Source organism: Pseudomonas cerasi (genome assembly GCF_900074915.1).
Lineage (GTDB): Bacteria > Pseudomonadota > Gammaproteobacteria > Pseudomonadales > Pseudomonadaceae > Aquipseudomonas > Aquipseudomonas cerasi.
Map to the genome: position 1 here is coordinate 3,110,365 of NZ_LT222319.1, position 25,067 is coordinate 3,135,431.

The following is a 25,067-nucleotide window of genomic DNA, read 5'->3' on the forward strand; positions in this document are numbered from 1 at the left end:
AAAATCAGGCACATTACTCTTTTGGCAACGGATGAACATGACATCGCCAATGAATAAAACAACAAGAATCGCCGACCCTTCCTACGAATTGATGGACGACCACAACGGTCTGTCGATCATCTACCGCGAGCACGGTTTTCCCTGCCCGCTGGTGCGCTGGCACTTCCACAAGGAATATGAGCTGCACCTGATTGTCGCCAGCTCTGGCAAGGTGTTTGTCGGCGACTACATCGGCAATTTCAATCCTGCCAGCCTGTTTCTCACCGGCCCCAACCTGCCGCATAACTGGATCAGCCAGATCGACGATGGCGAGGTGGTGCCCAAGCGCGACATGCTGGTCAACTTTACCGACGAGCTGCTGGAAAGCGGCAATCAGGTGTTTGCCGAACTCAAGACCCTGACGCCTTTACTGGAGCGCGCCCGCTACGGCATCGAATTTCGCTGCAAACGCACGATTCGTCAGGCCATGAAGCAAATGCAGAAGATCGCCGACTCACGAGGCATCACTCGCCTGGGCCACTTCTTCATCCTGCTCGAGCTGCTGGCCGCCAGCGACGACTACCAGCTGCTGTCAGGCACGGCGGTGGCCCACACGGCGGACGAGCACAGTGTGGATCGCACCAACCGGGCGGTGGACTATATCTTCACCCACTATGGCCGCGAGCTGCCGCTGGAGGAAGTCGCCGAGTATCTGGGCATGAAGCCGACCTATTTTTCCCGGGTGTTCAAACAGGCTACCGGGCGCTGCTTCGTGGAGTTCGTCAATCGGCTGCGCATCAGCAAATCGTGTGAACTGCTTGCCGACGGCGACAAACCGGTCACCGATGTGTGCTTCGAGTCCGGATTCAACAATATTTCCAATTTCAATCGGCGCTTTCAGCAACTCAAGGGCATGACCCCGTCGCACTACCGCCGCCTCGCCGTTCAGCGTCTGACCGAACAAAACCTGTACTGATTCGCCCCGCTCTCGCCCTCATCGTCTACGCTGAAGATGCGTCGAAGCCGTCCTATGGGCGATTCGGCGCTGTTGGCTTTTCGCACCCGAGTGCAAAAAAGTATCAGTCAGAGTGCGGCGCAGGATTTGTCTTTCAGACCGAACGCCGGTGTAATCAGTGCACATCTTCCTCACCTCCGGAAGAGAAAAAAAACAATAACCATCCTTCTACAGTCCTTTGGGCGTGGAAGAGGAGTGATCAATGAAGAACTCAGCAAAACTTCTGCTCGCCAGTTCCGTCCTCAGTACCTGTTTCGTGTTCAGTGGCAGTGCCACAGCGGGGACCGTGACCATCGCCACGGTCAACAACAGTGACATGATTCGCATGCAGCGCCTCTCCAAGACCTTCGAAGAAAAGCACCCCGACATCAAGCTCAACTGGGTCGTGCTGGAAGAGAACGTCCTGCGCCAACGACTGACCACCGACATCGCCACCAAGGGCGGCCAGTTCGACGTGCTGACCATCGGCATGTACGAAGCCTCACTCTGGGGTCAGAAAGGCTGGTTGCAGGAAATGAAAGACCTGCCCGCCAGTTACGAGCTGGACGATGTGTTCCCTTCCGTGCGTGACGGCCTGTCGGTGGACGGCAAACTGTTCGCCCTGCCGTTCTATGCTGAAGCTTCGATCACTTACTACCGCACCGACCTGTTCAAGGCGGCCGGCCTGACCATGCCAGAGCGCCCTACCTGGACGCAGATCGCCGAGTTCGCCGGCAAACTGACCGACAAATCCAAGGAACAGTACGGTCTCTGCCTGCGCGGCAAGGCTGGCTGGGGCGAGAACATGGCGCTGATCACCACGCTGGCCAACGCCTTTGGCGGACGCTGGTTCGATGAGAAGTGGACGCCACAGTTCGATCAGCCAGAGTGGAAGAATGCGCTGAACTTCTACGTCAACACCATGAAGCAGTCCGGGCCGCCGGGCGCCTCCAGCAACGGTTTCAACGAGAACCTTGCGCTGTTCAACAGCGGCAAGTGCGCCATCTGGGTCGACGCCAGCGTTGCCGGTTCGTTCGTGACCGACAAGAAGCAGAGCAAAGTGGCCGACAGCGTCGGCTTCACCTACGCCCCGCATGAGGTGACCGACAAGGGCTCGTCGTGGCTGTACTCGTGGTCGCTGGCGATCCCGACCAGCGCCAAGAACACCAAGGACGCTGCCGAGTTCACCCAGTGGGCCACCTCGAAAGAGTACGCCAAACTGGTTGCCGATACCGACGGCGTGTCCAACGTACCGCCGGGCACCCGAGCCTCGACCTACACCGACGAGTACAAAAAGGCAGCGCCGTTTGCCAACATCACGCTTGAGTCGTTGAAGAAGGTCGATCCCAAGTCGCCAACCCTCAAGCCCGTGCCTTACGTCGGCATTCAACTGGTCACCATTCCCGAGTTCCAGGCCATCGGCACCAGCGTCGGTCAGCAGTTCTCCGCAGCACTCATAGGTCAGTCCACTGTGGATCAAGCCTTGCAGAATGCGCAAACCGCTACCGCGCGCGACATGAAACGAGCGGGTTACCCGAAAAAGTAACCGTCACGCACCAGGGCGAAAGCCGATGCTTTCGCCCTGCCGCTCAACTGCGCAACAACTCTGGTGCAATTCGGTTCGGAGCTCCCCATGAATACCTCAGCCTCCCCTGAACGCACGGACTTGTCCGGCGAACAGCAACCGCTCAAAAGCCGTCGATTCAAGCCGGGCTGGTTTCTGGTCAGTCCTTCGGTGGCGCTTCTGTTGGTGTGGATGATCGTGCCGCTGGGCATGACCATTTATTTCTCGCTGATCCGCTACAACCTGCTCTCCCCTGGCGAAAACGAATTCGTCGGCCTGGAAAACTTCCAGTACTTCGTGACCGACAGCGGCTTTTTGCCGGGTGCCGGCAATACCTTACTGCTGGTCGGCAGTGTGCTGGCGATCAGCGTGATCTTCGGCGTGCTGATTTCGGCGCTGCTGGAAGCCAGTGAGTTTTTCGGTCGTGGAATCGTCCGTGTGCTGTTGATCTCGCCGTTCTTCATCATGCCCACGGTCAGTGCGCTGATCTGGAAAAACCTGATTTTCCACCCGGTGTCCGGCGTACTCGCGGCGGTCTGGAAGTTCTTCGGCGCGCAACCCATCGACTGGTTCGCCCATTACCCGATGCTGTCGATCATTATCATCGTCTCCTGGCAATGGCTGCCGTTCGCGATCCTGATCCTGATGACCGCCATGCAGTCGCTCGATCAAGAGCAGAAAGAAGCGGCGCGGCTGGACGGCGCAGGTCCCCTGGCAATCTTCTGGCACCTGACCCTGCCGCACCTGGCACGTCCGATTGCCGTGGTGGTAATGATCGAAACGATATTCCTGCTTTCGGTATTCGCTGAAATCTTCACCACGACCAATGGCGGGCCGGGCTTTGCCTCGACCAACCTGGCTTACCTGATCTACATCCAGGCGCTGCTGCAGTTCGACGTCGGCATGGCCTCGGCGGGCGGCTTGATTGCAGTGGTCATAGCCAACATCGCGGCGATCATCCTGATCCGGATGATCGGCAAAAACCTCACCGACAAGTCATGAGGACCTTGCCATGATGACCCTCAAACAATCACGCCGTCTGCAAAGCCTGTTGCTCGGGGCCCTGTCCTGGATCATCGCTGCGCTGGTGTTCTTTCCGATCTTCTGGATGGTCCTGACCAGCTTCAAGACCGAGATCGATGCGTTCGCGACACCGCCACAGCTGTTCTTCACCCCGACGCTGGAAAACTACCTGCACATTCAGGAGCGCAGCGATTACTTCCATTTTGCCTGGAACTCGGTGCTGATTTCCTTCAGCGCGACGGTACTGGCGATGCTGATCGCGATTCCTGCGGCATATTCCATGGCGTTTTTCGAGACCAAGCGCACCAAAGGCACGCTACTGTGGATGCTGTCTACCAAGATGCTGCCGCCGGTGGGCGTGCTGATGCCGATCTATCTGCTGGCCAAGACCTTTGGCCTGCTGGATTCGCGGCTGGCACTGATCATCATCTATACGCTGATCAACCTGCCGATCGTGGTCTGGATGATTTACACCTACTTCAAGGATATCCCCGGCGAGATCCTCGAGGCCTCGCGGCTGGACGGGGCCAGCACCCGCCAGGAAATCTTTCGCGTGCTGATGCCGATCTGCAAGGGCGGCCTGGCGTCCACCGCGTTGCTGTCGCTGATCCTGTGCTGGAACGAAGCGTTCTGGTCGCTGAACCTCACCTCGTCCGCCGCGGCCCCGTTGACCGCCTTGATCGCTTCCTACTCCAGCCCCGAAGGGTTGTTCTGGGCCAAGCTGTCAGCGGTCTCGACCCTGGCCTGTGCGCCCATTCTGATTTTCGGCTGGATCAGTCAGAAACAACTGGTTCGCGGCCTGTCGTTCGGCGCTGTCAAATAGCCCGGCCCAAAGAACAAGAAGGAGTCCAACATGGCTAATCTGAGCATCCGCAATCTGCAAAAAGGCTTTGACGGTCACCAGATCATCAAGGGCATCGACCTGGACGTGAAAGACCGCGAGTTCGTGGTCTTCGTCGGGCCTTCGGGCTGCGGCAAATCCACCCTGCTGCGGCTGATCGCCGGGCTCGAGGAAGTGACATCGGGAACCATCGAGCTCGATGGCAGGGACATCACTCAGGTGACCCCGGCCAAGCGTGACCTGGCCATGGTGTTCCAGACCTATGCGCTGTATCCGCACATGACCGTCGGCAAGAACCTGTCGTTTGCGCTGGACCTGGCGGGCGGTGACAAGGCCGAGATCAAGAAGAAGGTCGATGAAGCCGCACGTATTCTGGAGCTCGGACCACTGCTGGAGCGCAAGCCCAAGCAGCTGTCCGGCGGACAACGTCAGCGTGTCGCGATTGGCCGGGCCATTGTGCGCAACCCGAAGATTTTCCTGTTCGACGAGCCGCTGTCCAACCTCGACGCCGCGCTGCGCGTGCAGACCCGCCTGGAGTTGTCGCGCCTGCATAAAGAGTTGCAGGCCACCATGATCTACGTGACGCATGATCAGGTGGAAGCCATGACCCTGGCCGACAAGGTTGTCGTCCTCAATGGCGGCAAGGTCGAGCAGGTCGGCTCGCCGCTCGAGTTGTATCACCACCCGGCCAACCTGTTCGTTGCCGGCTTCCTCGGCACGCCGAAAATGGGCTTCCTCAAGGGCAGGATCAGCCGGGCGGACAGCAGCAGTTGCGAAGTCGAGCTGGATGCCGGAACGCGTATCAGCCTGCCGGTCAATGGCGCAGGACAAAGCGTTGGCGCCGCTGTGACGCTGGGCATCCGCCCGGAACACCTGAACCTTGCCCAGAGTGAGGATTGCCAGTTGCAGGTGATTGCCGATGTCAGCGAACGCCTTGGCAGCGACACGTACTGTCACGTGCGCACCCGTTCGGGCGAGGCGCTGACCATGCGTATTCGTGGTGATCTGGCCAGCCAGTACGGCGAAACGCTGAACCTGCATCTCGACAGTGCCCACTGCCACCTGTTCGACGCTCAAGGTCTGGTGATTGCCAAAGCCTTGCAGACTGCCGCCGCCTGAGTTCCGGAGAGCCCTTCATGAAACTGAATAAAAACAATCTGTCCCGACTGGACGCCGACATTGCCCTGCCCGCCTACACCGTCGACAGCACTCGCCAGGGCATTGCCCATATCGGCGTCGGCGGCTTCCATCGTGCGCACCAGGCGTTTTACACCGATGCGCTGATGAACAGCGGCGAAGGCTTCGAGTGGAGCATCTGCGGCGTGGGCCTGCGTCCTGAAGACAAGGCCGTGCGCGACGCTCTGGCACAACAGGACTACCTGTACACGCTCTATGAACTGGGTGACACACCCGATACCCAAACCCGCATCATTGCCTCGATCAGCGGCATGCTGCTGGCCGATGACAGTCCGCAGGCGCTGATCGACAAGCTTGCCAGCCCGGACATCCGCATCGTCTCGCTGACCATCACCGAAGGCGGTTACTGCATTGACGACAGCAACGGTCAGTTCATGGCCCATCTGCCGCAGATCCAGCACGACCTGGCGAATCCGGATCAGCCAAAGACGGTATTCGGCTTCCTCTGCGCCGCGCTGGCGCGGCGCCGGGCGCAAGGCACGCCGGCCTTTACCCTGATGTCCTGCGATAACCTGCCACACAACGGCGCAGTGACACGCAAGGCATTGCTGGCATTTGCCACGTTGCGCGATGCCGAGCTGCACGACTGGATCAAGGCAAACGTCAGCTTTCCCAACGCGATGGTCGACCGTATCACACCGATGACCAGCGCAGCCCACCGTCTGCAACTGGCAGACGATAAACACATCGACGACGCCTGGCCGGTGGTCTGCGAACCGTTCGTGCAGTGGGTGCTGGAAGACAAGTTCGTCAATGGTCGCCCGGCATGGGAGAAAGTCGGCGTGCAATTCACCGATGACGTGACGCCCTATGAAGAGATGAAAATCAAACTGCTCAACGGCAGTCATCTGGCACTGACCTACCTGGGCTTCCTCAAAGGTTATCGTTTTGTACACGAAACCATGAATGACCCGCTGTTCGTGAGCTATATCCGCGCCTACATGGACCTTGATGTCACCCCGCAACTGGCGTCGGTGCCAGGCATCGACCTGGAAGGTTACAAAGACACCCTGATCGAGCGCTTTTCCAACCAGGCGATTGCCGACCAGTTGGAACGGGTCTGCTCGGACGGCTCGTCGAAATTTCCCAAGTTCACCATTCCGACGATCAATCGTCTGATCGTCGATCAGGGCAATCTCGAACGTGCCTCACTGGTAGTCGCCGCATGGGCGCTGTACCTGAAGGGTGTTGACGAGAACGGCACGACCTACAGGATTCCTGACCCGCGTGCCGAGTTCTGCCAGGCGCTGGTGGCTGATGACGCGCTCATTGCCGAGCGCTTGTTGGCGGTGGAAGAAATATTTGGCTCGGCCATTCCGAAATCCGCAGCCTTCGTGGCGGCTTTCGAGCAGAACCTCAATGATCTGCGCACGCTGGGTGTGAGTGGCACACTGGAAAAACTTTTGACCGCCAGCGCCTGAGGGACTTCCCATGTTTCTTGGAATCGATTGCGGGACCCAGGGCACCAAGGTGTTGGTGCTCGATACCGAAAGCGGCAACGTGCTGGGTGAAGGCTCGGCGCCGCACAGCCTGATCAGCGACCATAACGGCCGCCGTGAACAGGACGTGCAGCAATGGCTGGACGCGCTGCAACAGGCGACCCGCGAGGCATTGGCAGCGTCGGGCGTTTCCGGCCAGCAGATCCAGGGCATCGGTGTGTCAGGCCAGCAACACGGCCTGGTGCTGCTCGATGCCCACGGCGAGGTACTGCGCCCGGCCAAGCTGTGGTGTGACACCGAGTCGGCACCGGAAAACCAGCGCCTGCTGGACGAACTGGGAGGCGCGCAGGGGTCGCTGCAACGCCTTGGCCTGGTCATCGCCCCAGGCTATACCGTGTCCAAACTGTTGTGGACCAAGGAGCAGTTCCCGCAGCTGTTCGAGCGGATCGACAAAGTGTTGCTGCCCCACGACTACCTCAACTATTGGCTGACCGGTCGCTGCTGCACCGAGTTTGGCGACGCGTCGGGCACCGGCTACTTCAACGTGCGCACTCGCGAGTGGGACCTGCCATTGCTTGCGCACATCGACCCGAGCGGCCGGTTGGGCAAGGCACTTCCGCAGCTGTTGCAAGCCCACGAACCGGTCGGCGTGCTGCGTCCTGAAGTTGCCCGATTACTGAGCCTGAACCCTGACGCTCTGGTGTCCAGTGGTGGCGGCGACAATATGATGGGCGCGATTGGCACGGGCAATATCCAGCCGGGGCTGATCACCATGAGCCTCGGCTCTTCCGGTACGGTGTATGCCTATGCCGATGAGGCACGGGTCAGCGAGCATGAATCGGTCGCGACCTTCTGCTCATCCTCCGGCGGCTGGTTGCCGCTGATCTGCACGATGAACCTGACCAACGCGACGACCGCCATTCGCGAGCTGTTCGCCCTCGACATCGCCGGCTTCAACCAAGCGGTCGCCCAGGCGCCGATCGGTGCCGAAGGCGTACTGATGCTGCCCTTTCTGAATGGCGAACGCGTGCCCGCCCTGCCCGACGCTACCGGCAGCATCGTCGGGCTGGACAGCACCAATCTGAACCAGGCCAACCTGTCCCGCGCGGTGGTCGAATGCACCACCTTCGGCCTTCGCTACGGTCTCGATCTGCTGCGCGACAGCGGTATCAAAAGCGAGAAGATCCGCCTGATCGGCGGAGGCTCGAAAAGTGCGGTATGGCGGCAGATCGTAGCCGACATTATGAACACCCCGGTGATCTGCACCGACCACTCGGAAGCCGCTGCGCTGGGCGCTGCCATTCAGGCGGCCTGGTGCTGGTCGCACGCCAACGGCAAGGTACAGGACCTGCAGCAACTGTGCGAACGCTGCGTAAGTCTCGATCAAAGCAGTGAGACGCACCCCGTGGTGCATAATGTGGCCGCCTATCAGCAGGTCTATCAGCGTTATCAGGCGCAACTGCGCAAGGTTTGAACCGTTTTTTCATGGAGCACTTATGTTTCTGGTTTGTGGCGAAGCACTGTTCGACATTTTCACCCGCGCTGATGACAGCGGTTCCCTGAACAGATTGGGGTTTGATGCGATTGCCGGTGGCTCTCCGTTCAACGTTGCGATCGGCCTGCGCCGCTTGGGTGTGGAAGCGAGCTTCCTGGCCGGGCTGTCCACCGATTACCTGGGTCGTCGGCTGCGTGCCGTGCTGGAAAAGGAAACCGTGAATACCGATCACCTGATCGAATTCGACGCACCCACTACACTGGCCATGGTCGCCGTGGGCAGCGATGGATCGCCGACTTACAGCTTTCGAGGCGATGGCTGCGCGGACCGCCAGTTGCGCTTGGAACACCTGCCGCAAGTCGACGGGCAGGTACGCGGCATTCACGTCGGCTCGTTTTCACTGGTGGTGCAGCCGATTGCCGACACGCTGCTGGCGCTGGTAGCCCGTGAAAGCAGCACCCGCCTGATCTCGCTGGACCCCAATGTGCGCCTCAACCCGGCACCGGACATTCAGCGCTGGCGCAGCCAGGTCGCAGCATTCGCCGAGCATGCGCACCTGATCAAGGTCAGCGACGAAGACCTCCACCTGTTGTACCCGGACAGCGACCCACAAAAGATTGCCGAAGGCTGGCTCGGCAAGCGTACGCAACTGGTCATCGTCACCCGCGGCACGCAAGGCGCCAGCGTCTTCACCCGTCAGCACGGCACCTGGTCGGTGCCGGCAAAAACCGTGGCCACCGCCGATACCGTCGGGGCCGGGGATACTTTTCAGGCCGCGCTGCTGACCTTCCTCAGTGAACGCCAGCTCGATACGCCGCAAGGCTTGTCAACGCTGTCACGGGAAACACTGGACGAGATGCTGAATTTTGCCGTCGGCGCGGCCGCGCTGACCTGCACAAAGGTCGGGCCGGATTTGCCGTACAGGCATCAATTGGGGTGAGAGGGCTTGAATACTACCTCCATACACCCGCATCAACTGCGGTGTATGGAGGTAGTCTTCGTGAGCAAGCTCACTCCCACCCATTAAATGCATGTCTGAAGGGAGAAAGTATCGATACTTAACTCCATCGGAAAGCATTCCCTAGGTGGGAGTGAGCCGGGCGACGCTTCGCTTGTTCACGAAAAGGTCATCAACGTCGCCGAACAAACATCAGGCCACCATACCGGCCTTGATACCTCTGATGCGGGTGTTGATGTCATCCGCAACGTCGTTCTGCTTGTCCTTGAGCGCGTCCTGAACCTTCTGGTCAATGGCCAGTTGGTCCTGAGGTGCCATGGCGTCGTAGTCTTTCTGGGTGATGCCCGTCAGCTTTTCGCGCACTTTCTCTTCGGCTGTCTGCTTCAGAGAGTCCATGAATTTCTGTTGTACCGAATCCGTCGATGCCGTGTCAGTGGTGCTGGTGGTACCAGCCACTGAACCGATGACACCATTGTCACGGTCAGCCGTCTTTTCCGACAGTGACGTATCACCGGCGGATTTCAGGTTGATCATCATCCGTGCAAAGGATTCGTTGTAACCACTGTTGTCCTGCTTGCTGTCCTGCGATGTCGAACTGCTGGTCTGCGCGGTAACCGGTGCCGAACCTGATGTCAGGCCAGCGGCAGCGACCGAGCTGAAGGCGTCCTGGGACACCTCGTCTACGGTCTTGCGCCCGACGACAGCTCGGGAAACAAGCTGCTCAAGCGCACTCGTGCCAATAATCATCTCTCACCTCCTGATGAACCTGTTGCGCAGGTTCAACAGCAAGTCCAGTGCCAACTGTTCTACAAATAATTAACCTGTTGATTTTTAAAGATTAAATAAAAACAGGGCATACAGATCGCGTCAAAAAACGGATGCATCCGGCCGCCTGCGGCAAGCATTGGCCGAGCTTCAGCCTGCCGCACGGCCGGTGTTGATATTCAACAGCTCAATCGGCAGCGGCTCGGAAAAGTAGTAGCCCTGCGCCTGTGTGGCGCCAATCTCACGCAGCAGCTCAAGGGTTTCACGGTCCTCGACCCCTTCGGCAACCACGGTCAGATCAAGGGATTCGGCCATGCGCACGATGGCACGCACAATCGCGCGGCTGCGTACACTGGAAGCCAGGCCGAAGATAAACGACTTGTCGATTTTCAATCCGCTGAAATGGTACTGGTGCACGTAGCTGAGCGAAGAGAAGCCCGCGCCGAAATCGTCGAGCATGACCGACATGCCGTGCTCGGCCAGAAGCTTCATTGACAGGCGTGCCTGCTCGGGATCGGCCACCAGTGCGCCTTCGGTGAGCTCCAGGCACAGACGCTCGGGCGCAACATTGTGTTCGGCAAGCATCGCCAGCACTTCCGCCGCGAATGCCGGACGGGTGATGCTGTAACTCGAACAGTTCACATGCACGGGTGGCCAATGACCGTTTTCGGGTTGCGCCAGAATGGCAACCACACGCTTGAGCATGTAAAAGTCCAGACGGCCAATCAGACGCAGTCCCTCTAGCGCAGGTAGAAAGCTCTCTGGCCCGACGATTCGCCCATCCGGCATGCACCAGCGGATCAGCGCCTCAAACGCCAGCAACTTTCCGCTATTGACGCAAATCACCGGCTGAAAATAGGGAATCAACTGATCCGTACGTTTCAGCGCCGTGCGCAAGGCGCCCTCCTGCTCGACCTGATCCGATACCTCGCGACGCAACGCCTGATTGAACACCGCGAAGCTGTCCCGGCCACCATTCTTGACCCGGTACATGGCGGTATCGGCATCGCGCAGCAGGTCAGCCGGCTCCTGATGGAAGCGGCTGTCGGCGCCCACCACACCGATACTGCAGGAGGAAAAAACCGTGTGATCATCGATCACGAACGGCTGCTCGAACGCCGTCAGTATTCGCTGGGCAATCTCCGTGCCGGTCTGCAACGGCGTGTCGATGCTCAACACGGCGAACTCGTCACCGCCCAGCCGCGCCAACAGGTCCTTTTCGCGCATGCAACTGCGCAAACGCTCGGCGGCCTGCACCAGAAGGATGTCGCCGCAGTGATGGCCAAGGCTGTCATTGATCATCTTGAAGCGATCCAGATCGATGAACATGACGATCAGTTGCTGGCCATCGCAGCAGAAGTCCTGCCAGGCATGCCTCAGGCGATATTGCAAATGGCTGCGATTGGGCAGCCCGGTCAGCGAGTCGTGGGAGTTTTCGTGCTGCAGTCTGGCGTTGGCCCGATCCAGCTCACGGGTCCTGTCTCGAACCCTGGCTTCAAGCAAAACATTGGCGGTATGGATCGCGTCTGCCGCGCTGCGCCGGGACAGTGCCGTATCGATGTGACGAGAAACAAAGGTGAGCAGTTCCTGATCGCGCAAGGTATAGCTGACGTCCTTGGAATAACTCTGCACCACCAGCACACCGCGAACCTGTCCGCCGTCGAACAGCGGAATGCCCAGCCATGAAGAACAACGACCGGATTGTCGCTGGACCTCGATCTCGCCAAGGCTTTCCAGCCTGCGGGCTTCATCGTAATCGATCAGGCACGGTCGCCGCTGGCCTATCACATACTCGGTAAACCCTCGCTGCCCGCGTCGTGAACGCGGCGGCGTGGGCTTGAACTCGTCAATGTAATACGGAAAGGTCACTTCGCCCGTCGCGCTGTCGTAAAGCGCGATGTAGAAATTGAGCGCCACCAGCAGCTCGCCGACGATCATGTGCAGGCTGCGGAAAAGCTCGTTCATGTCGCCGGGCTGACTGGAAAGCTCGGCAATCTGGAACAGGGCACTCTGCAGATGCTCGGCACGCTCGCGATCCCTGACTTCCTGACGCAACGCGTCATTGGCTGCAGAAAGTTGTTGCGTGCGCAGGGCTACCACCTGCTCCAGGTCAGTTCGGCGCAACTGCCGGTCCAGTGCCATCGCCACATGGCGCGACACGACGGCGAACAATGCACGATCCTGGGCACTGTAGACACGAGACACATCGTAAACCTGCATCGCGACCATGCCGAACACTTCATCCGATGCATTTTTCAAGGGCGCGCCCATCCAGAACTCGGGCAGACGTCCGACGCAGTAAAAGCGGTTTTCGGCTTTGGCCAGTTCGATGCAGGCGGCATCGAGAAACAAAGGCTGCCCGCTGCTCAAGACATACCCGGTCAGCGACATCCGGTCAGCGTCGATAAACTCGAACGTCTCGTGAGCCATCGCTTCGTCATCGAAACGGTCAATGTAATAAGGGTAAGTGATCTTGCCGCTTTGCCGGTCATACAGCGCAACGTAGAAGTTCTCGGCATCGATCAGCGCCCCCAATTGCTCATGAATGCCTTGCAGAAAAGCGCCGCGGTCCAGCGTGGAGCTCGCCAGCAGGCTGATTTCATACAGAACCCGCTGAGTGTTCTGCGCGCGGATCAACGCGGCGGTCTGCAACAGCGAGCCCAGTCTGGCGGCCAGATCCACCAGCAGGGGGTGGTCTTTGTCGGCCATCGGTGCCAACACCCAGCCCAGCACGCCCTCGCCCTGCCCTGCGACCCGGCAATGCAGCTGCAATTGAGCGCAATACGCTTCGAAGTCTTCAGCCGCGATGTGTGCTGGCCAGACAACGGTGTTGTCGCCCTGTCCGAGCAGGCATTTCAGTTCGCCAGCGGCGTATGCAGCCCAGGCAATATCCGCTATCTGCTCGCGTGCGGCGCTGATGAGTGCTTCGATAGACGCGTGACAGGAGAATCGGTCGCGGTTGGCTGCCAAGGCGCTGCCGGGAGTACGTGAGGTGCACGCTACGCTTGGGCAAAGGCCCGTGGCCAGAAGTGAGACTGTCATGGAAACACCCAGATGCATGAGCCGACGGCGGTCATCCTTAAAATAATGACCAGAGATTACAAGCGTGTCAGGCATTGTTGCAAAGTTCATACCTTTTTGGCAGACCCTTGTATTCCCCTATGACGCTTGTGTGACGCAGGGCACTACACGGCTCCCTCATGTGTCAGATTCAGGTGCATTGCCGCGCAGCGAGGCTCGGCTATGCTGTCGTACGGCGTTACATTTATTCAATTGAACAGGTGACAGTAATGGTCAAGACGTACAGCTACGCAGCGCAATCTGCCCAAGACATACTCAAACCCCATCAATTCGAACGTCGCTCGCCCGGCGCTGACGATGTTCAGATCGACATCCTTTACTGCGGCGTGTGCCACTCGGACCTGCACACTGCGCGCAATGAGTGGCACAACACACTCTATCCTTCTGTTCCGGGTCACGAAATCGTCGGCCGGGTCACGGCGGTCGGCTGCATGGTCGACAGCTGCCAGCAATGTACATCGTGCGCCGAGGGTGACGAGCAATATTGCGAGAGCGGCTTCACGGGCACCTACAATGGCCCGGTATTTGGCGGCGAGAACACATTCGGCGGCTACTCCGACAAGATCGTGGTCAAGGAAAAGTTCGTCTTGCGCATCTCTCATGATGCCAACCTGGCCGCCGTAGCGCCGCTGTTGTGCGCGGGTATCACCACCTATTCCCCCTTGCGCCACTGGAAGGTCAGCCCGGGCAAGAAAGTCGGCATTGTCGGGCTTGGCGGTCTCGGCCACATGGGCGTCAAGATTGCCCACGCCATGGGCGCACATGTTGTGCTGTTCACGACCTCCCCCAACAAGCGAGAAGATGGCTTGCGCCTGGGCGCCGACGAAGTAGTCGTATCCAAAGACGCGGCACAGATGGCCGCTCAGGCCAACAGCCTGGACTTTATCCTCAACACGGTCGCAGCGCCGCATGATCTGGACGCCTTTCTGTCTCTTCTCAAGCGCGACGGCACCATGACACTGGTCGGCGCGCCGGCAGAACCGCATCCCTCACCAGCGGTGTTCAACCTGATCTTCAAACGTCGCAGCCTGGCTGGCTCGTTGATCGGAGGCATTCAGGAAACCCAGGAAATGCTGGATTTCTGCGCCGAGCACGGCATCGTTTCCGACATCGAAATGATCAACATGCAGGACATCAACGAGGCTTATGAGCGGATGCTCAAGGGCGACGTCAAGTATCGCTTTGTCATCGACATGGACAGCCTCAAGCAGGAAGCGGCTGCCGACTCGAACGCTGCCTGACGTGCAGCCAACAGCCAGGGAAGGCTGAGCGCACGGACATGCCGTACGTCGCCCCCGGTGAACCGAACGCGGCTAACCGCCCACTGATGTCCATACTCTAATGCAGCAAACGGGTTGCAGACCTCTGCAACCCGTCTGCTGTGCGACTCGCTCTGGCTGTTTCACGCTAAGACCTGAGCGGCGCACCCGCTAAAATGAACTATTTATTACATTTTGGTGACTACCACTGACTGTCTTTGAGTCTCAAGTTCACGCAGTCCTTGCAGATACTCATGTCAACGGACGTTTAACAGGTGAACGGATTATGAAACAACGCGCGACAGTCATCTGCAAACGTGACGGCCAGGTCCTTTACGTGCGCAAACCGAAATCCCGCTGGGCATTGCCCGGCGGCAGGATTGAAGCGGGTGAAACGCCCTTCCAGGCCGCAGTGCGTGAACTGTGCGAGGAAACCGGGCTTGCCGACCTTGATCTTCTGTACCTCGATGTGTACGAGAAGGATCAAGTGGCCCACTACGTTTTTACCGCTCAGGTTCCAGCCTCCAGCGAGCCATCGCCGCAGAACGAAATTGCTGCCTGCAAATGGCTTGCGCCGCAGAAACTTGACGACCTGAAAGCCAGCAGTGCGACCAAAACCATCGTCAAGTCATATGCCAACGAGTCCGAAGACGTTTCCGGTGCACGGAGCCATGTGACGGGGTAATCGGGACAATCGGGTTGAACGGTATGGCCTGATTCTGTTCTGAGACAGCAGACGGTTCATTACTTTCTTCCCCGTCTCAGGAGACCCCTATGACTCAGACCGCCCTGGTTGTTGGCGCAAGTGGCATTGTCGGCAGCGCAATCACGCAGTTGTTACTGGAAAACGATTGGCAGGTTGCCGCCCTCTCCCGTAGCCCGTCAGCGCGGCCCGGCGTGATCCCGGTTGCTGCAGACCTGCAGAACCCGGAGTCCGTACGTGTGGCTCTGGCTGATTTAAAGCCCACCCACGTTTTCATCACGACATGGTCGCGTCAGGCCACTGAAGCAGAAAACATCCGAGTCAATGCCGCGATGGTGCGTAACGTGCTGGACGCTGTGCGGCCCGCTGGCAGTGTCAAGCATGTCGCACTGGTGACCGGCCTCAAGCATTACCTCGGCCCGTTTGAAGCGTATGGCAAAGGCACCCTGCCGCAAACGCCGTTCAGGGAATCGCAGGCGCGCCTCGATATCGAGAACTTTTACTACGCCCAGGAAGACGAAGTCTTCGCTGCCGCAGAGAAGGATGGCTTTACCTGGAGCGTCCATCGTCCGCACACCGTGACCGGTGTCGCCGTCGGCAACGCGATGAACATGGCGACGACTCTGGCCGTTTACGCCTCGATCTGTAAAGCCACGGGCCGACCTTTCGTGTTCCCGGGCTCCCGTGTGCAGTGGGACAGCCTGACCGACATGACCGATGCGCTGCAGCTGGCCCGCCAGCAACTGTGGGCCGCGACCACACCTGCAGCGGCCAATCAGGCGTTCAACATCACCAACGGCGATGTGTTCCGCTGGAGCTGGATGTGGGGACAGATCGCCGAATACTTCGGCTTGCAGCCAGCCGATTTCCCGAGCGAGCCAGCCCCGCTGGAAACGCAGATGGCCAACGATCAAGCAATCTGGGATGACATTGTTCGCGAGCATCAGCTCAAGGAAAGTGACATCAACCGCTTGATTTCGCCATGGCACAGCGATGCCGATCTCGGCCGTCCGATTGAAGTAGTCACTGACATGTCGAAGAGCCGCAAACTGGGCTTCACGGCATTTCAGGCCAGTGACGATGCGTTCTTCGACGTGTTTGAAAAGCTGCGTCGTGACCGCCTGATTCCCTGAAGCTGCTCACGCTCTCGTGCCAATGCTCGCATTGGCACGAGAGCTGGCACTTTCTACGGGTAACGCAAGCACAACAAAAAAGGGCCAACCTTTCGGTTGACCCTTTTTTTACCGCCCAGCAGAGCGGATTTTGTTTGGTAGGCGCGATTGGACTCGAACCAACGACCCCCACCATGTCAAGGAGAGGAGCAATACCCCCAAGCCCATACAGGCTATGGCCTTGAGAGAACGCCCATTCACATCATGAGGCGTCAACATGGCTAACATCCGCTCCCTACCATCAGGCAACTGGAACGCTCAGGTCAGATTGAAAGGGAAACCCCCTCAGTCGAAGACATTTTCTACACAGGCTGAGGCTCAGGCATGGGCTGACAAGCTTGAGGCTGTCATCAAAGACCATAAGCACCACACCATCTTCACATTGGGCATGACCTACTGTGACTCCCACCTCAAGGGCAAGGGTTCCTACACCCATGCTGTCCAGATAGTTGAGCAACTAGCTCACGCCTTCCCTCAGTCAATTCATGACATAACCCCCAAGCTAGTGAACGATTTCAAACTGATGCGCTTACAGACCGTCAAGGCAGCCACATGCAGACATCAACTAGCGTTCCTCTCTCGGTTCTTCAAGTACGCTAAACGTGGCTTGCTGATAGACATACCTAACCCTGTCTGTGATATCACCCTACCTAAGGAAGGTCTGAAGTAGGCAGACTTTTTAACCCTCCCGTTGCTTCAAAGTTTCAAAAAACGTCGTTTCAATCGAAAATCAGACCTTTGCCTCGCCCAACTCCTCTTTTTTCTTCGGACAAGCGCTTTTTAGCGTCAATTGTCCACATTACAGGCGCACCTCTCCTGTATTCAGCAGTCGTTTTCGCATCATCCACAGATTGGACAGAGCAAATAGCGTGGTCTGCTGCGCAGTGTTTTTCAGCAGGCCTCGGAAGCGTACTTTCGTATAACCAAACTGGCGTTTGATCACTCGAAACGGATGCTCAACCTTGGCGCGCAGTTGAGCTTTCGCGTATTCGATTTTGCGACGCATGCGCCCGATCAGACTTTCCTTTGCATGCTTTTTATAACTGCTGGGCCGCGCTGCAATCGACCATATCATTTGGCGATTTTGATGCTCGGGACGCTTTTCGACACCGGTGTAGCCCGCGTCGCCAGAGACGTAAGTTTCTTCTCCGTGCAGTAACTGGTCGACCTGAGTTACGTCAGCTACATTCGCCGCCGTGCCCACCACGCTATGCACCAAACCGGATTCGGCATCGACACCGATGTGCGCTTTCATCCCGAAGAAATATTGATTTCCTTTCTTCGTCTGGTGCATTTCAGGGTCACGTTTTCCGTCCTCGTTCTTGGTCGAACTCGCCGCATGGATGATCGTTGCATCGACCACGGTGCCCTGGCGCAGCAACAAACCACGGTCGCCCAAATAGCCATTGATGACCTGCAAAATCCCACCGGCCAGCTCATGTTTCTCCAGCAGTCGGCGGAAATTGAGGATCGTGGTTTCGTCCGGAATCCGATCCAGGTGCAGTCCTGCAAACTGTCGCAGAATTGTGGTTTCGTAGAGCGATTCTTCCATGGCCGGATCGCTGTAGCCGAACCAGTTTTGCATCAGATGAACCCGCAACATCGCCATCAACGGATAGGCAGGGCGACCACCTTCGCCCTTTGGATAGTGTGGCTCGATCAGTTTGACCAAGCCATTCCAGGGCACGACCTGATCCATCTCGATCAGGAAGCGTTCACGGCGGGTTTGTTTGCGTTTGCCAGCGTATTCGGCGTCAGCGAAGGACATCTGCTTCATCGGGACTCAACCGTTCAGTGCTTGGGACTGGCGTATTTCACCAGATTTGGAAGTCTTTTTCAGAGTTTCCTTAAGAGAAACTGGGAAACCTTAACGTCAGCAAGCTGACAGATACTACTCTCTTCTTAGCACACTAAGTAAGACACCATCCTTAGACTACCATCTATCGATGGACCTTCCTTAAAAGCAAAAGCAACGTCAGCGTAGCTGACAAGAGCACGCATAAAAGAGAGAATCAAAAGCGGACTACCAACCAGTATGTATCGCTCTTGATCTTTCTTTATTGCGTATGCCACTACGTGGCGTGCTCTTGCTTCTGCTGTCACGCAGTGACTCCTGCTGAAAGCCCACTACTATACTCACACACTTAAAGAGAACAACATGAACATTCAAGAAGAACACAAACAGCAATACGTAGAAGCTTACTCACACATTGAGCTAGCCAAGACACTTGGAGTTAGTCTAGCCCTGCTAGATAACCATGCAGAAAACCAAGGATGGAAAGAGGAGCATCGACTCTACTGGTTTGACAAGTCACTTGAGCCATTGAAGTATGCGCTTAACGAAGGAAGCATACCAGCTGTCAAGGAACTGCTTAAGATTGCTGGCGTAACCAGACCAGTGGGCAGACCAAAGAAACAAGACATTGAAGGCCATCTAGCTAAAGAAGCCAAAGTGACCGAGGAATGGGAAGCTGACTTCCGAAGACTGACCCTAGTGTCACCAAACTGAGAGAATTATTTATTAAAAGAGGTGGGGTGCATTACCTCCTCAGACCTACGACCACTTCTCTAGCCAGCAGCCCCCTTATTTTCTTATGACTTCCACATCAGTCACAATCAGCTCGACATTCTTGAGTAAAGCCCTCACCTGTCGGACCTCGTTTATCGCACCAGACAACGAGACCGTCTCAAAATCTTGCTCAACGGACGCATTCAGTGAGGCTTCTTTGCTGACAGCAAATGCCCTGTCCGAATAGCATGCAGACTTCGTTTCCAAAGGTAATAACACCAGAGGGAACCGGTAATCTCTACCCGACAGAATGTTAGTGCTGTTGCCGTTTCTCCATGCCTCCAAACTTATAATCACACTGCTTACACGACTCAAGGTGTAATTAGAAACAATGATGGCTATAGGGGAATCAGGACTGCACCCATTTCCTCCGCCCAGAGAGGCATGCACCTGCACACCTGATACTCCGTAGGCAGTCACAGCTACAACGCCACCCCCAGCTAATAACATCAACCCCAACCGGCGCGCCTTCAGCTTCATTCGGAACCCCGCACATCTAAAAGCTTCAGACTCTTGGCCTTCACAAAAAGCAAGACCCTGCGCCATCGTAATTTTTAATGTCGCATTGCACCACTTTGAATTTAGCACTTTCAGTAAGTGCCTGAGGGCCGATTGCCTGCTCTATGCATACCAGCCCTGCGAACAGAAACTTGCATGAATCATGTGCGATCAGCTCCAAAGGAACGCCCATTTTTTTCAGGTGATACAGCTTCATCAGATGCAACTGACATCCCCCTTCCTCCATAGCGCTATGGTATAAGCTCGGGCGAATCTCCATAAGCCTCGCTACCTTGTTCCCCACTCTCCTTCCCTGCCACGTCCAGTACATAACTGTTACGACATTCCTGATCATGTGCACGCTCTCGTCAGCGATTGAATACTGCAAGATGACTTTAGCTATGGTGCTAGCCAAGCGCCAGCATTTCTACCAGAAATTCCTGACCAGCAATGCATAAGAAAGGACAGCCCCTAACCCCCTGCCTACCCCTCTCGCCTTGATGGCCCCACGCACACAGAAATTGGCCCTTGCCTTGAGCGTCAAGAAAATTCCACAGAGGGGTTGGGTAGCGTCCAGCCCACAGCAGGCACGTAGCTCAGTTGGTTAGAAGCTTGCCATTGTGAGGCCACGAACAATGAGCACCACCTTAACAAGAAGGTGATCAGGCTATACAGATCAGTAGGTTAGCTATGGTCGTTCACATTTACTCGTGTGAATGCCAGTGTGAATGCTTGTGTGAACGACGATTTGAACGAGAACGGACGTTCCCATTGCGGTGTGTGAACGATGCCTATAGATTGTGAACGTTTTCTCAAGAAACAAAAAAGGGGAACCCTTTCGGATTCCCCCTCTCGACCGCCCAGCAGAGCGGATTTTGTTTGGTAGGCGCGATTGGACTCGAACCAACGACCCCCACCATGTCAAGGTGGTGCTCTAACCAACTGAGCTACGTGCCTGCTGTGGGTCGGCATTCTACGGATATTCGATTGCCTGTCAAACGCTTTTTTGCAGTAACTCTCTGAATACGTGAATTTTTTAAGGCTCCTGCCAGTGATCACGCGACATCGGATTCCTTTCGCCTTACCGGTACGCTGATCGTGCGGCCTTCTTGTGTTCACCCACCTTTTGAAACCTTACCTAGCACATTTACCAGTATCACTCATCATCCAGCCCCAATAACGCTTGCTAGCGTCATAGGCGTCGACCTATGCATCACTCAGGAGAAAAAATCATGGACGATGACGTGGCCGCACTGGTGGTTGATAACGGGTCAGGCCCGGTTCAAAGCGACAATGAAAGCAACGCTGCCTCCGAAGACGGGCCCGCTATCACGAATCGCTATGCAAGGCTGAGAAGTGACGGAATCGTCATTATGATTCAAGACATCCTGGGCCCGCCCCCGACGCCGGACTGGAAACTATGCAAGGCAGATACAAAGCCAGCCAGAGACTCGCCGAGCGGGTCGGATTTGAGTACGAAGGCACGCTTAGACAGGATCGTATGAGCATTCAGGGAGGACTGCGCAACACGCGCGTTTACTCGATCATTGGCAAAACAAAAAAGGGCCAGCCTCTCGGCTGACCCTTTTGATACCGCCCAGCAGAGCGGATTTTGTCTGGTAGGCGCGATTGGACTCGAACCAACGACCCCCACCATGTCAAGGTGGTGCTCTAACCAACTGAGCTACGTGCCTGCTGTGGGTCGGCATTCTACGGATATGCGAATACCTGTCAATCTGTTTTTTTGCTAACCCTATGAAATACAGCGTTTTTTGCCAAACTACAGGCAACGACTCTTTTCGCCTGCTGCTGGCAGAGCTTTTATATCTCGGGTACGATTGCCGCCATCGTCAAGAATATTAAACGGAGTCTCAGGATGGCAAACACGCCCTACCCGCAGTCCTTCTATGCGGCTTCAGCCAATGCTGCCCCGGAACGTCCCGCGCTGCAGGGCGAAGTCGAAACTGACGTGTGTGTCATCGGAGCCGGTTACACAGGCTTGTCCAGCGCGCTGTTCCTGCTGGAAAACGGATTTCGGGTCACGGTGCTGGAAGCGGCCAAGGTCGGCTTCGGCGCATCAGGCCGTAATGGCGGGCAGATCGTCAACAGCTACAGCCGCGACATCGATGTCATCGAGCGAACCGTGGGGCCACGCCAGGCGCAGTTGCTCGGGCAGATGGCCTTCGAAGGCGCATCCATCATTCGCGATAGGGTTTCCCGTTACGGCATTCAGTGCGACCTGAAAGATGGTGGTGTATTCGCAGCGCTGACCAGCAAGCAACTGGCGCATCTCGAAGCCCAGCAGCGGCTCTGGGAGCGCTATGGGCACACCGGCCTCGAGTTGATGGACAAGCGCCGGATCAATGAAGTCGTGGCTTGTGATCAGTACATCGGCGGGTTGCTGGATATGACCGGTGGACATATTCATCCCCTCAACCTGGCGCTGGGTGAAGCGGCGGCCGTTGAAACACTGGGTGGCACTATCTACGAGCAATCAGCGGCCATTCGTATCGAGCGCGGGGCAAACCCTGTGGTGCATACGGCGCAAGGCAGGGTCCGGGCCAAGTTCATTATCGTGGCCGGCAATGCCTACCTGGGCAATCTGGTCCCGGAGCTGACGGCCAAGTCGATGCCGTGCGGCACTCAGGTCATCACCACCGAGCCGTTGAGCGATGAACTGGCCAAGACACTTCTGCCGCAGGATTACTGCGTCGAAGACTGTAATTACCTGCTGGATTACTACCGCCTCAGCGCCGACAAGCGCCTGATCTTCGGCGGCGGCGTGGTGTACGGTGCCAGAGATCCTGCCAATATCGAAGCCATCATCCGGCCGAAAATGCTCAAGGCGTTCCCGCAGCTCAAGAACGTGAAGATCGACTACGCGTGGACCGGCAACTTCCTGCTGACCCTGTCTCGTCTGCCCCAGGTCGGACGACTGGGCGACAACATCTATTACTCGCAGGGCTGCAGCGGACACGGTGTGACCTACACCCACCTGGCCGGTAAGGTACTGGCCGAGGCGCTGCGCGGTCAGGCAGAGCGCTTCGATGCATTCGCCGACCTGCCCCACTACCCGTTCCCCGGCGGACAGCTGCTGCGCACCCCGCTGACCGCGCTGGGCGCATGGTATTACAGCCTGCGTGACCGACTCGGCTTCTAGATTTGCTGAACGTAAAACGGCACCTTCTCGGTGCCGTTTTTGTTCCTGCCGCGTTGATTTCATTTAACGCCGCGTGCCAACGTTCTTTTCGCCTCGCCCGCCGCCTGCTCCTGTCCTGATGTCGATAACGCTTCGGCCGCCTGCAGCCAGCGCTGCGCATCGACATTGGCCGGCAACTGACGGGGCGACTGAATCAGCACCGCCCAACTGCCCGAGTCCTTCCAGGCCGACGCGAAGCTGCTGAAACTCATTGAATAGCGACGATCCATGCCTGCGTTGAGCAGCACGGTCTCCTTGATGCGGTTATAGCCGATCAACACCGCATAACGCGGCCCTTTCCACAGCGCAGAGCCCTGGGCAAAACGCAGCATGACCGGATAACCCGCCGAGACCTGAGTCAGCAGGTCCTGTAATTGGCCATCAAGCGGGTAAACCATGAACCCGTATTCACGCGCGACTTTCTGCATGTTCTGTTCGAGCCGGTCCTCGGCGCCCGGCAGTTGCAGCGGCTTGTCGAGCAAACCGGGCGTTGTCTGCACCTGCTGGTTGGCCAGCATGCTAGCCAGCACCATCGGGCCGCTTTGATAGGCATTACCCCGAAAGAACGGAATCGACGTCAGCTCGACCCGGTCCGGAAGGCGTTTCATCTCCGGCGTAACCATCGACGAACAACCAGCAAGGCCCGTCAGCAAGGCCGCAATCAACCATGAACGCAGTGCACCGGCAGTACCGGTATTGAAAGAAACCGACAGCATGTTCACTCACTTCAACTGTTATCGGGCAACCCGCGACCCGACCTGAGCACCGATGATAGAGCCGACCGGGTTCCGGGTATAGCCGCGCGCAGCACCCCGGTCAGCGGAATGGCGAAAATAATTCATAGCCCGATGCCACTGGTCAATTAACCGAAACATGCCCCGTACTAGACTGTCAGTTATCAAGACCGCAACAAAAAGCAGGAATGTGGAGGCACTTATGAGCCTGGAATTGACAATCGTGATGCTGATCGCCTCTTGGCTTGCCGTTGCCAGTGCGATGCTGTGGGGGGTGATGCGCGTATCCCGTCGCCATCACCAGCCACGCAGTGTCGAGTCGCGCGTGGCAAAGCGGCCAGTCCTTGCAAAACATCTCAAGGCTCCCGCTGTAGCAGCCAACTGACTTACAAGGGCGTGAGCAGCGTTTAGCTGATCTGCCCTCATCAGCGTATTTGCCAGCACCTTTTTTACAGTTTCGCCAGCTATCAGTGCGTGGACACCTGAGTAGCGGCTTTCTTGCGTCTTGCCCTGCGTACCAGCATGTTCAAGGCTTCAACGGCTGCCGAGAAGGCCATGGCCGCATAGATATAACCCTTGGGCACATGGGCGCCGAAACCTTCGGCGATCAGCGTCATACCGATCATGATCAGGAAGCCCAGGGCCAGCATGACCACCGTCGGGTTGTCGTTGATGAACTTGGCCAGCGGGTTGGCGGCGACAAGCATCACCACCACAGCAGAGATGACCGCGATGACCATGATCGGCAGGTGCTCGGTCATCCCCACGGCAGTGATGATACTGTCGATGGAGAACACCAGGTCCAGCATCAGGATCTGCACGATAGCCGCGCTCATGCTCAGCGCCACCACCGAACCCAGGGCTTTCTCTTCCTCGGTCTTGACGTCCATGCTGTGGTGAATTTCCGTCGTTGCCTTCCAGACCAGGAACAGGCCACCGGCAATCAGGATCATGTCTTTCCATGAGAACGCCTGACCGAATACCTCGAAGACCGGCTCTGTCAGTTGCACGATGTACGCAACGGTACTGAGCAGACCCAGACGCATCACCAGCGCCATGCCGATACCCAGCTTGCGAGCCTTCTCGCGCTGATGTTCAGGCAGCTTGTTAGTGAGAATCGAGATGAAAATCAGGTTATCGATGCCCAGTACAACTTCCATCACCACCAGTGTCGCCAGCGCGATCCAGGCGGCCGGACTTGTTGCGAGTTCCAATAGGTATTCCATAGATCACTGCCCTGCCTGCGCCAATAGTTATAAGTCAGATTTCTTTATCAGACGTGTTTTCGGTTTCAGCCGAGTTTGGTGGTGGCTCCTGCAACGAAAGTTCCTGCCTGGCCTCGTCCAGTGCCTGGGTCGCGGCTTTATGGGTGTCATCGACCACCTGTTTTGCACTGTCGGCGGCGGCGTTCACCACCTGCTTGGTGGAAGACTCTAGCTGATCGCATCCCGCCACTACCAGCAGCGAACCGCTCAGTAATACAGCGTAAAGGGCTTTGTTCATGGGCTCCTCGGTCGGTGAAGCCGGGCGGCCTGTTCAGCCCGGCATTGGAGCGGATTCTAGACATCTTGAAACATAAGGAAAATTCGATTTTATA

The 25,067-nt window shown here is 57.3% G+C and carries 22 protein-coding genes, 2 tRNA genes and 1 pseudogene; 15 read left to right on the plus strand and 10 right to left on the minus strand.

What is annotated here, in order from left to right; genetic code table 11:
- Nucleotides 1-49: 49 nt before the first annotated feature.
- From PCPL58_RS16270 to PCPL58_RS16305, 8 genes are all read left to right on the plus strand, one after another.
- Entirely contained in the window at nt 50-955 is a 906-nt protein-coding gene (locus PCPL58_RS16270) for an AraC family transcriptional regulator (protein WP_003434154.1), read from the plus strand.
- 241 nt (nt 956-1,196) lie between these two features.
- Nucleotides 1,197-2,519, plus strand: coding sequence for an ABC transporter substrate-binding protein (locus PCPL58_RS16275; RefSeq protein WP_003434156.1), 1,323 nt, complete (start codon nt 1,197-1,199; stop codon nt 2,517-2,519).
- Nucleotides 2,520-2,606: 87 nt separating this feature from the next.
- Nucleotides 2,607-3,539, plus strand: a complete 933-nt coding sequence (locus PCPL58_RS16280; protein ID WP_003369337.1) for a carbohydrate ABC transporter permease — start codon at nt 2,607-2,609, stop codon at nt 3,537-3,539.
- Nucleotides 3,540-3,549: 10 nt separating this feature from the next.
- Nucleotides 3,550-4,383 (plus strand): carbohydrate ABC transporter permease, encoded by an 834-nt coding sequence (locus PCPL58_RS16285; RefSeq protein ID WP_003369336.1) that lies wholly within the window; start codon nt 3,550-3,552, stop codon nt 4,381-4,383.
- A gap of 30 nt (nt 4,384-4,413) precedes the next feature.
- A complete protein-coding gene (locus tag PCPL58_RS16290) occupies nt 4,414-5,520 on the plus strand; it encodes an ABC transporter ATP-binding protein (RefSeq protein ID WP_003434157.1) in 1,107 nt (368 codons plus the stop codon).
- Between the two features lie 17 nt (nt 5,521-5,537).
- Nucleotides 5,538-7,019, plus strand: coding sequence for a mannitol dehydrogenase family protein (locus tag PCPL58_RS16295; protein ID WP_065349916.1), 1,482 nt, complete (start codon nt 5,538-5,540; stop codon nt 7,017-7,019).
- A 10-nt stretch (nt 7,020-7,029) separates the two neighbouring features.
- On the plus strand, nt 7,030-8,511 hold the full coding sequence (gene xylB / locus PCPL58_RS16300; protein WP_065349917.1) for a xylulokinase: 1,482 nt from the start codon (nt 7,030-7,032) through the stop codon (nt 8,509-8,511).
- A 22-nt stretch (nt 8,512-8,533) separates the two neighbouring features.
- Nucleotides 8,534-9,472, plus strand: a complete 939-nt coding sequence (locus PCPL58_RS16305; RefSeq protein WP_065349918.1) for a carbohydrate kinase family protein — start codon at nt 8,534-8,536, stop codon at nt 9,470-9,472.
- A 210-nt stretch (nt 9,473-9,682) separates the two neighbouring features.
- Here PCPL58_RS16305 and PCPL58_RS16310 read toward each other — a convergent pair whose 3' ends face one another.
- Together PCPL58_RS16310 and PCPL58_RS16315 are read right to left on the minus strand one after the other, a co-directional pair.
- A complete protein-coding gene (locus PCPL58_RS16310; protein ID WP_003369324.1) occupies nt 9,683-10,237 on the minus strand; it encodes a hypothetical protein in 555 nt (184 codons plus the stop codon).
- A gap of 168 nt (nt 10,238-10,405) precedes the next feature.
- A complete protein-coding gene (locus tag PCPL58_RS16315; protein WP_065349919.1) occupies nt 10,406-13,315 on the minus strand; it encodes a bifunctional diguanylate cyclase/phosphodiesterase in 2,910 nt (969 codons plus the stop codon).
- A gap of 230 nt (nt 13,316-13,545) precedes the next feature.
- Here PCPL58_RS16315 and PCPL58_RS16320 point away from each other — a divergent pair, with 230 nt between their 5' ends.
- The 4 genes and pseudogenes from PCPL58_RS16320 to PCPL58_RS16340 all read left to right on the plus strand — a co-directional run.
- Nucleotides 13,546-14,577, plus strand: a complete 1,032-nt coding sequence (locus tag PCPL58_RS16320; protein WP_065349920.1) for an NAD(P)-dependent alcohol dehydrogenase — start codon at nt 13,546-13,548, stop codon at nt 14,575-14,577.
- 304 nt (nt 14,578-14,881) lie between these two features.
- Entirely contained in the window at nt 14,882-15,280 is a 399-nt protein-coding gene (locus PCPL58_RS16325) for an NUDIX hydrolase (RefSeq protein WP_003369317.1), read from the plus strand.
- Nucleotides 15,281-15,369: 89 nt separating this feature from the next.
- On the plus strand, nt 15,370-16,431 hold the full coding sequence (locus PCPL58_RS16330; RefSeq protein ID WP_065349921.1) for an SDR family oxidoreductase: 1,062 nt from the start codon (nt 15,370-15,372) through the stop codon (nt 16,429-16,431).
- A gap of 256 nt (nt 16,432-16,687) precedes the next feature.
- A pseudogene (locus tag PCPL58_RS16340) lies at nt 16,688-17,125 on the plus strand (tyrosine-type recombinase/integrase); the annotation flags it as partial.
- Between the two features lie 144 nt (nt 17,126-17,269).
- Here the strand turns inward: PCPL58_RS16340 and PCPL58_RS16345 are convergent.
- A complete protein-coding gene (locus PCPL58_RS16345) occupies nt 17,270-18,247 on the minus strand; it encodes an IS5 family transposase (RefSeq protein ID WP_065348561.1) in 978 nt (325 codons plus the stop codon).
- Nucleotides 18,248-18,628: 381 nt separating this feature from the next.
- Here PCPL58_RS16345 and PCPL58_RS16350 point away from each other — a divergent pair, with 381 nt between their 5' ends.
- Nucleotides 18,629-18,979: a hypothetical protein gene (locus tag PCPL58_RS16350; protein ID WP_065349923.1), complete on the plus strand. Its 351-nt coding sequence runs from the start codon at nt 18,629-18,631 to the stop codon at nt 18,977-18,979.
- A 75-nt stretch (nt 18,980-19,054) separates the two neighbouring features.
- Here PCPL58_RS16350 and PCPL58_RS16355 read toward each other — a convergent pair whose 3' ends face one another.
- From PCPL58_RS16355 to PCPL58_RS16375, 4 genes are all read right to left on the minus strand, one after another.
- Nucleotides 19,055-19,519 (minus strand): hypothetical protein, encoded by a 465-nt coding sequence (locus tag PCPL58_RS16355; RefSeq protein WP_065349924.1) that lies wholly within the window; start codon nt 19,517-19,519, stop codon nt 19,055-19,057.
- Between the two features lie 40 nt (nt 19,520-19,559).
- Nucleotides 19,560-19,817 (minus strand): hypothetical protein, encoded by a 258-nt coding sequence (locus PCPL58_RS16360; protein ID WP_232002807.1) that lies wholly within the window; start codon nt 19,815-19,817, stop codon nt 19,560-19,562.
- A gap of 600 nt (nt 19,818-20,417) precedes the next feature.
- Nucleotides 20,418-20,494: transfer RNA gene (locus PCPL58_RS16365), tRNA-Val, on the minus strand.
- A gap of 660 nt (nt 20,495-21,154) precedes the next feature.
- Nucleotides 21,155-21,231: transfer RNA gene (locus PCPL58_RS16375), tRNA-Val, on the minus strand.
- Between the two features lie 182 nt (nt 21,232-21,413).
- Between PCPL58_RS16375 and PCPL58_RS16380 the strand changes: the two genes are divergently transcribed.
- On the plus strand, nt 21,414-22,697 hold the full coding sequence (locus tag PCPL58_RS16380; protein WP_065349926.1) for an NAD(P)/FAD-dependent oxidoreductase: 1,284 nt from the start codon (nt 21,414-21,416) through the stop codon (nt 22,695-22,697).
- 59 nt (nt 22,698-22,756) lie between these two features.
- Here PCPL58_RS16380 and PCPL58_RS16385 read toward each other — a convergent pair whose 3' ends face one another.
- Nucleotides 22,757-23,452, minus strand: a complete 696-nt coding sequence (locus PCPL58_RS16385; RefSeq protein WP_065349927.1) for a hypothetical protein — start codon at nt 23,450-23,452, stop codon at nt 22,757-22,759.
- A gap of 220 nt (nt 23,453-23,672) precedes the next feature.
- Here PCPL58_RS16385 and PCPL58_RS16390 point away from each other — a divergent pair, with 220 nt between their 5' ends.
- Nucleotides 23,673-23,855: a hypothetical protein gene (locus PCPL58_RS16390; protein ID WP_044309624.1), complete on the plus strand. Its 183-nt coding sequence runs from the start codon at nt 23,673-23,675 to the stop codon at nt 23,853-23,855.
- Between the two features lie 82 nt (nt 23,856-23,937).
- On the opposite strand, the gene PCPL58_RS16395 is transcribed toward PCPL58_RS16390, so the two are convergent.
- Nucleotides 23,938-24,696 carry a TerC family protein gene (locus tag PCPL58_RS16395; RefSeq protein WP_003369306.1) on the minus strand — a complete coding sequence of 253 codons (759 nt, stop codon included), beginning with the start codon at nt 24,694-24,696 and terminating at the stop codon, nt 23,938-23,940.
- 34 nt (nt 24,697-24,730) lie between these two features.
- Nucleotides 24,731-24,973 carry a hypothetical protein gene (locus PCPL58_RS16400; protein WP_003369303.1) on the minus strand — a complete coding sequence of 81 codons (243 nt, stop codon included), beginning with the start codon at nt 24,971-24,973 and terminating at the stop codon, nt 24,731-24,733.
- Nucleotides 24,974-25,067: the final 94 nt, after the last annotated feature.

Excerpts from the sequence above, each read along its gene's own strand:
- PCPL58_RS16270 (WP_003434154.1), top strand. The coding sequence starts at position 50 with ATGAATAAAACAACAAGAATCGCCGACCCTTCCTACGAATTGATGGAC.
- PCPL58_RS16275 (WP_003434156.1), top strand. The coding sequence starts at position 1,197 with ATGAAGAACTCAGCAAAACTTCTGCTCGCCAGTTCCGTCCTCAGTACC.
- PCPL58_RS16280 (WP_003369337.1), top strand. The coding sequence starts at position 2,607 with ATGAATACCTCAGCCTCCCCTGAACGCACGGACTTGTCCGGCGAACAG.
- PCPL58_RS16285 (WP_003369336.1), top strand. The coding sequence starts at position 3,550 with ATGATGACCCTCAAACAATCACGCCGTCTGCAAAGCCTGTTGCTCGGG.
- PCPL58_RS16290 (WP_003434157.1), top strand. The coding sequence starts at position 4,414 with ATGGCTAATCTGAGCATCCGCAATCTGCAAAAAGGCTTTGACGGTCAC.
- PCPL58_RS16295 (WP_065349916.1), top strand. The coding sequence starts at position 5,538 with ATGAAACTGAATAAAAACAATCTGTCCCGACTGGACGCCGACATTGCC.
- xylB (WP_065349917.1), top strand. The coding sequence starts at position 7,030 with ATGTTTCTTGGAATCGATTGCGGGACCCAGGGCACCAAGGTGTTGGTG.
- PCPL58_RS16305 (WP_065349918.1), top strand. The coding sequence starts at position 8,534 with ATGTTTCTGGTTTGTGGCGAAGCACTGTTCGACATTTTCACCCGCGCT.
- PCPL58_RS16310 (WP_003369324.1), bottom strand. The coding sequence starts at position 10,237 with ATGATTATTGGCACGAGTGCGCTTGAGCAGCTTGTTTCCCGAGCTGTC.
- PCPL58_RS16315 (WP_065349919.1), bottom strand. The coding sequence starts at position 13,315 with ATGCATCTGGGTGTTTCCATGACAGTCTCACTTCTGGCCACGGGCCTT.
- PCPL58_RS16320 (WP_065349920.1), top strand. The coding sequence starts at position 13,546 with ATGGTCAAGACGTACAGCTACGCAGCGCAATCTGCCCAAGACATACTC.
- PCPL58_RS16325 (WP_003369317.1), top strand. The coding sequence starts at position 14,882 with ATGAAACAACGCGCGACAGTCATCTGCAAACGTGACGGCCAGGTCCTT.
- PCPL58_RS16330 (WP_065349921.1), top strand. The coding sequence starts at position 15,370 with ATGACTCAGACCGCCCTGGTTGTTGGCGCAAGTGGCATTGTCGGCAGC.
- PCPL58_RS16345 (WP_065348561.1), bottom strand. The coding sequence starts at position 18,247 with ATGAAGCAGATGTCCTTCGCTGACGCCGAATACGCTGGCAAACGCAAA.
- PCPL58_RS16350 (WP_065349923.1), top strand. The coding sequence starts at position 18,629 with ATGAACATTCAAGAAGAACACAAACAGCAATACGTAGAAGCTTACTCA.
- PCPL58_RS16355 (WP_065349924.1), bottom strand. The coding sequence starts at position 19,519 with ATGAAGCTGAAGGCGCGCCGGTTGGGGTTGATGTTATTAGCTGGGGGT.
- PCPL58_RS16360 (WP_232002807.1), bottom strand. The coding sequence starts at position 19,817 with ATGGAGATTCGCCCGAGCTTATACCATAGCGCTATGGAGGAAGGGGGA.
- PCPL58_RS16380 (WP_065349926.1), top strand. The coding sequence starts at position 21,414 with ATGGCAAACACGCCCTACCCGCAGTCCTTCTATGCGGCTTCAGCCAAT.
- PCPL58_RS16385 (WP_065349927.1), bottom strand. The coding sequence starts at position 23,452 with ATGCTGTCGGTTTCTTTCAATACCGGTACTGCCGGTGCACTGCGTTCA.
- PCPL58_RS16390 (WP_044309624.1), top strand. The coding sequence starts at position 23,673 with ATGAGCCTGGAATTGACAATCGTGATGCTGATCGCCTCTTGGCTTGCC.
- PCPL58_RS16395 (WP_003369306.1), bottom strand. The coding sequence starts at position 24,696 with ATGGAATACCTATTGGAACTCGCAACAAGTCCGGCCGCCTGGATCGCG.
- PCPL58_RS16400 (WP_003369303.1), bottom strand. The coding sequence starts at position 24,973 with ATGAACAAAGCCCTTTACGCTGTATTACTGAGCGGTTCGCTGCTGGTA.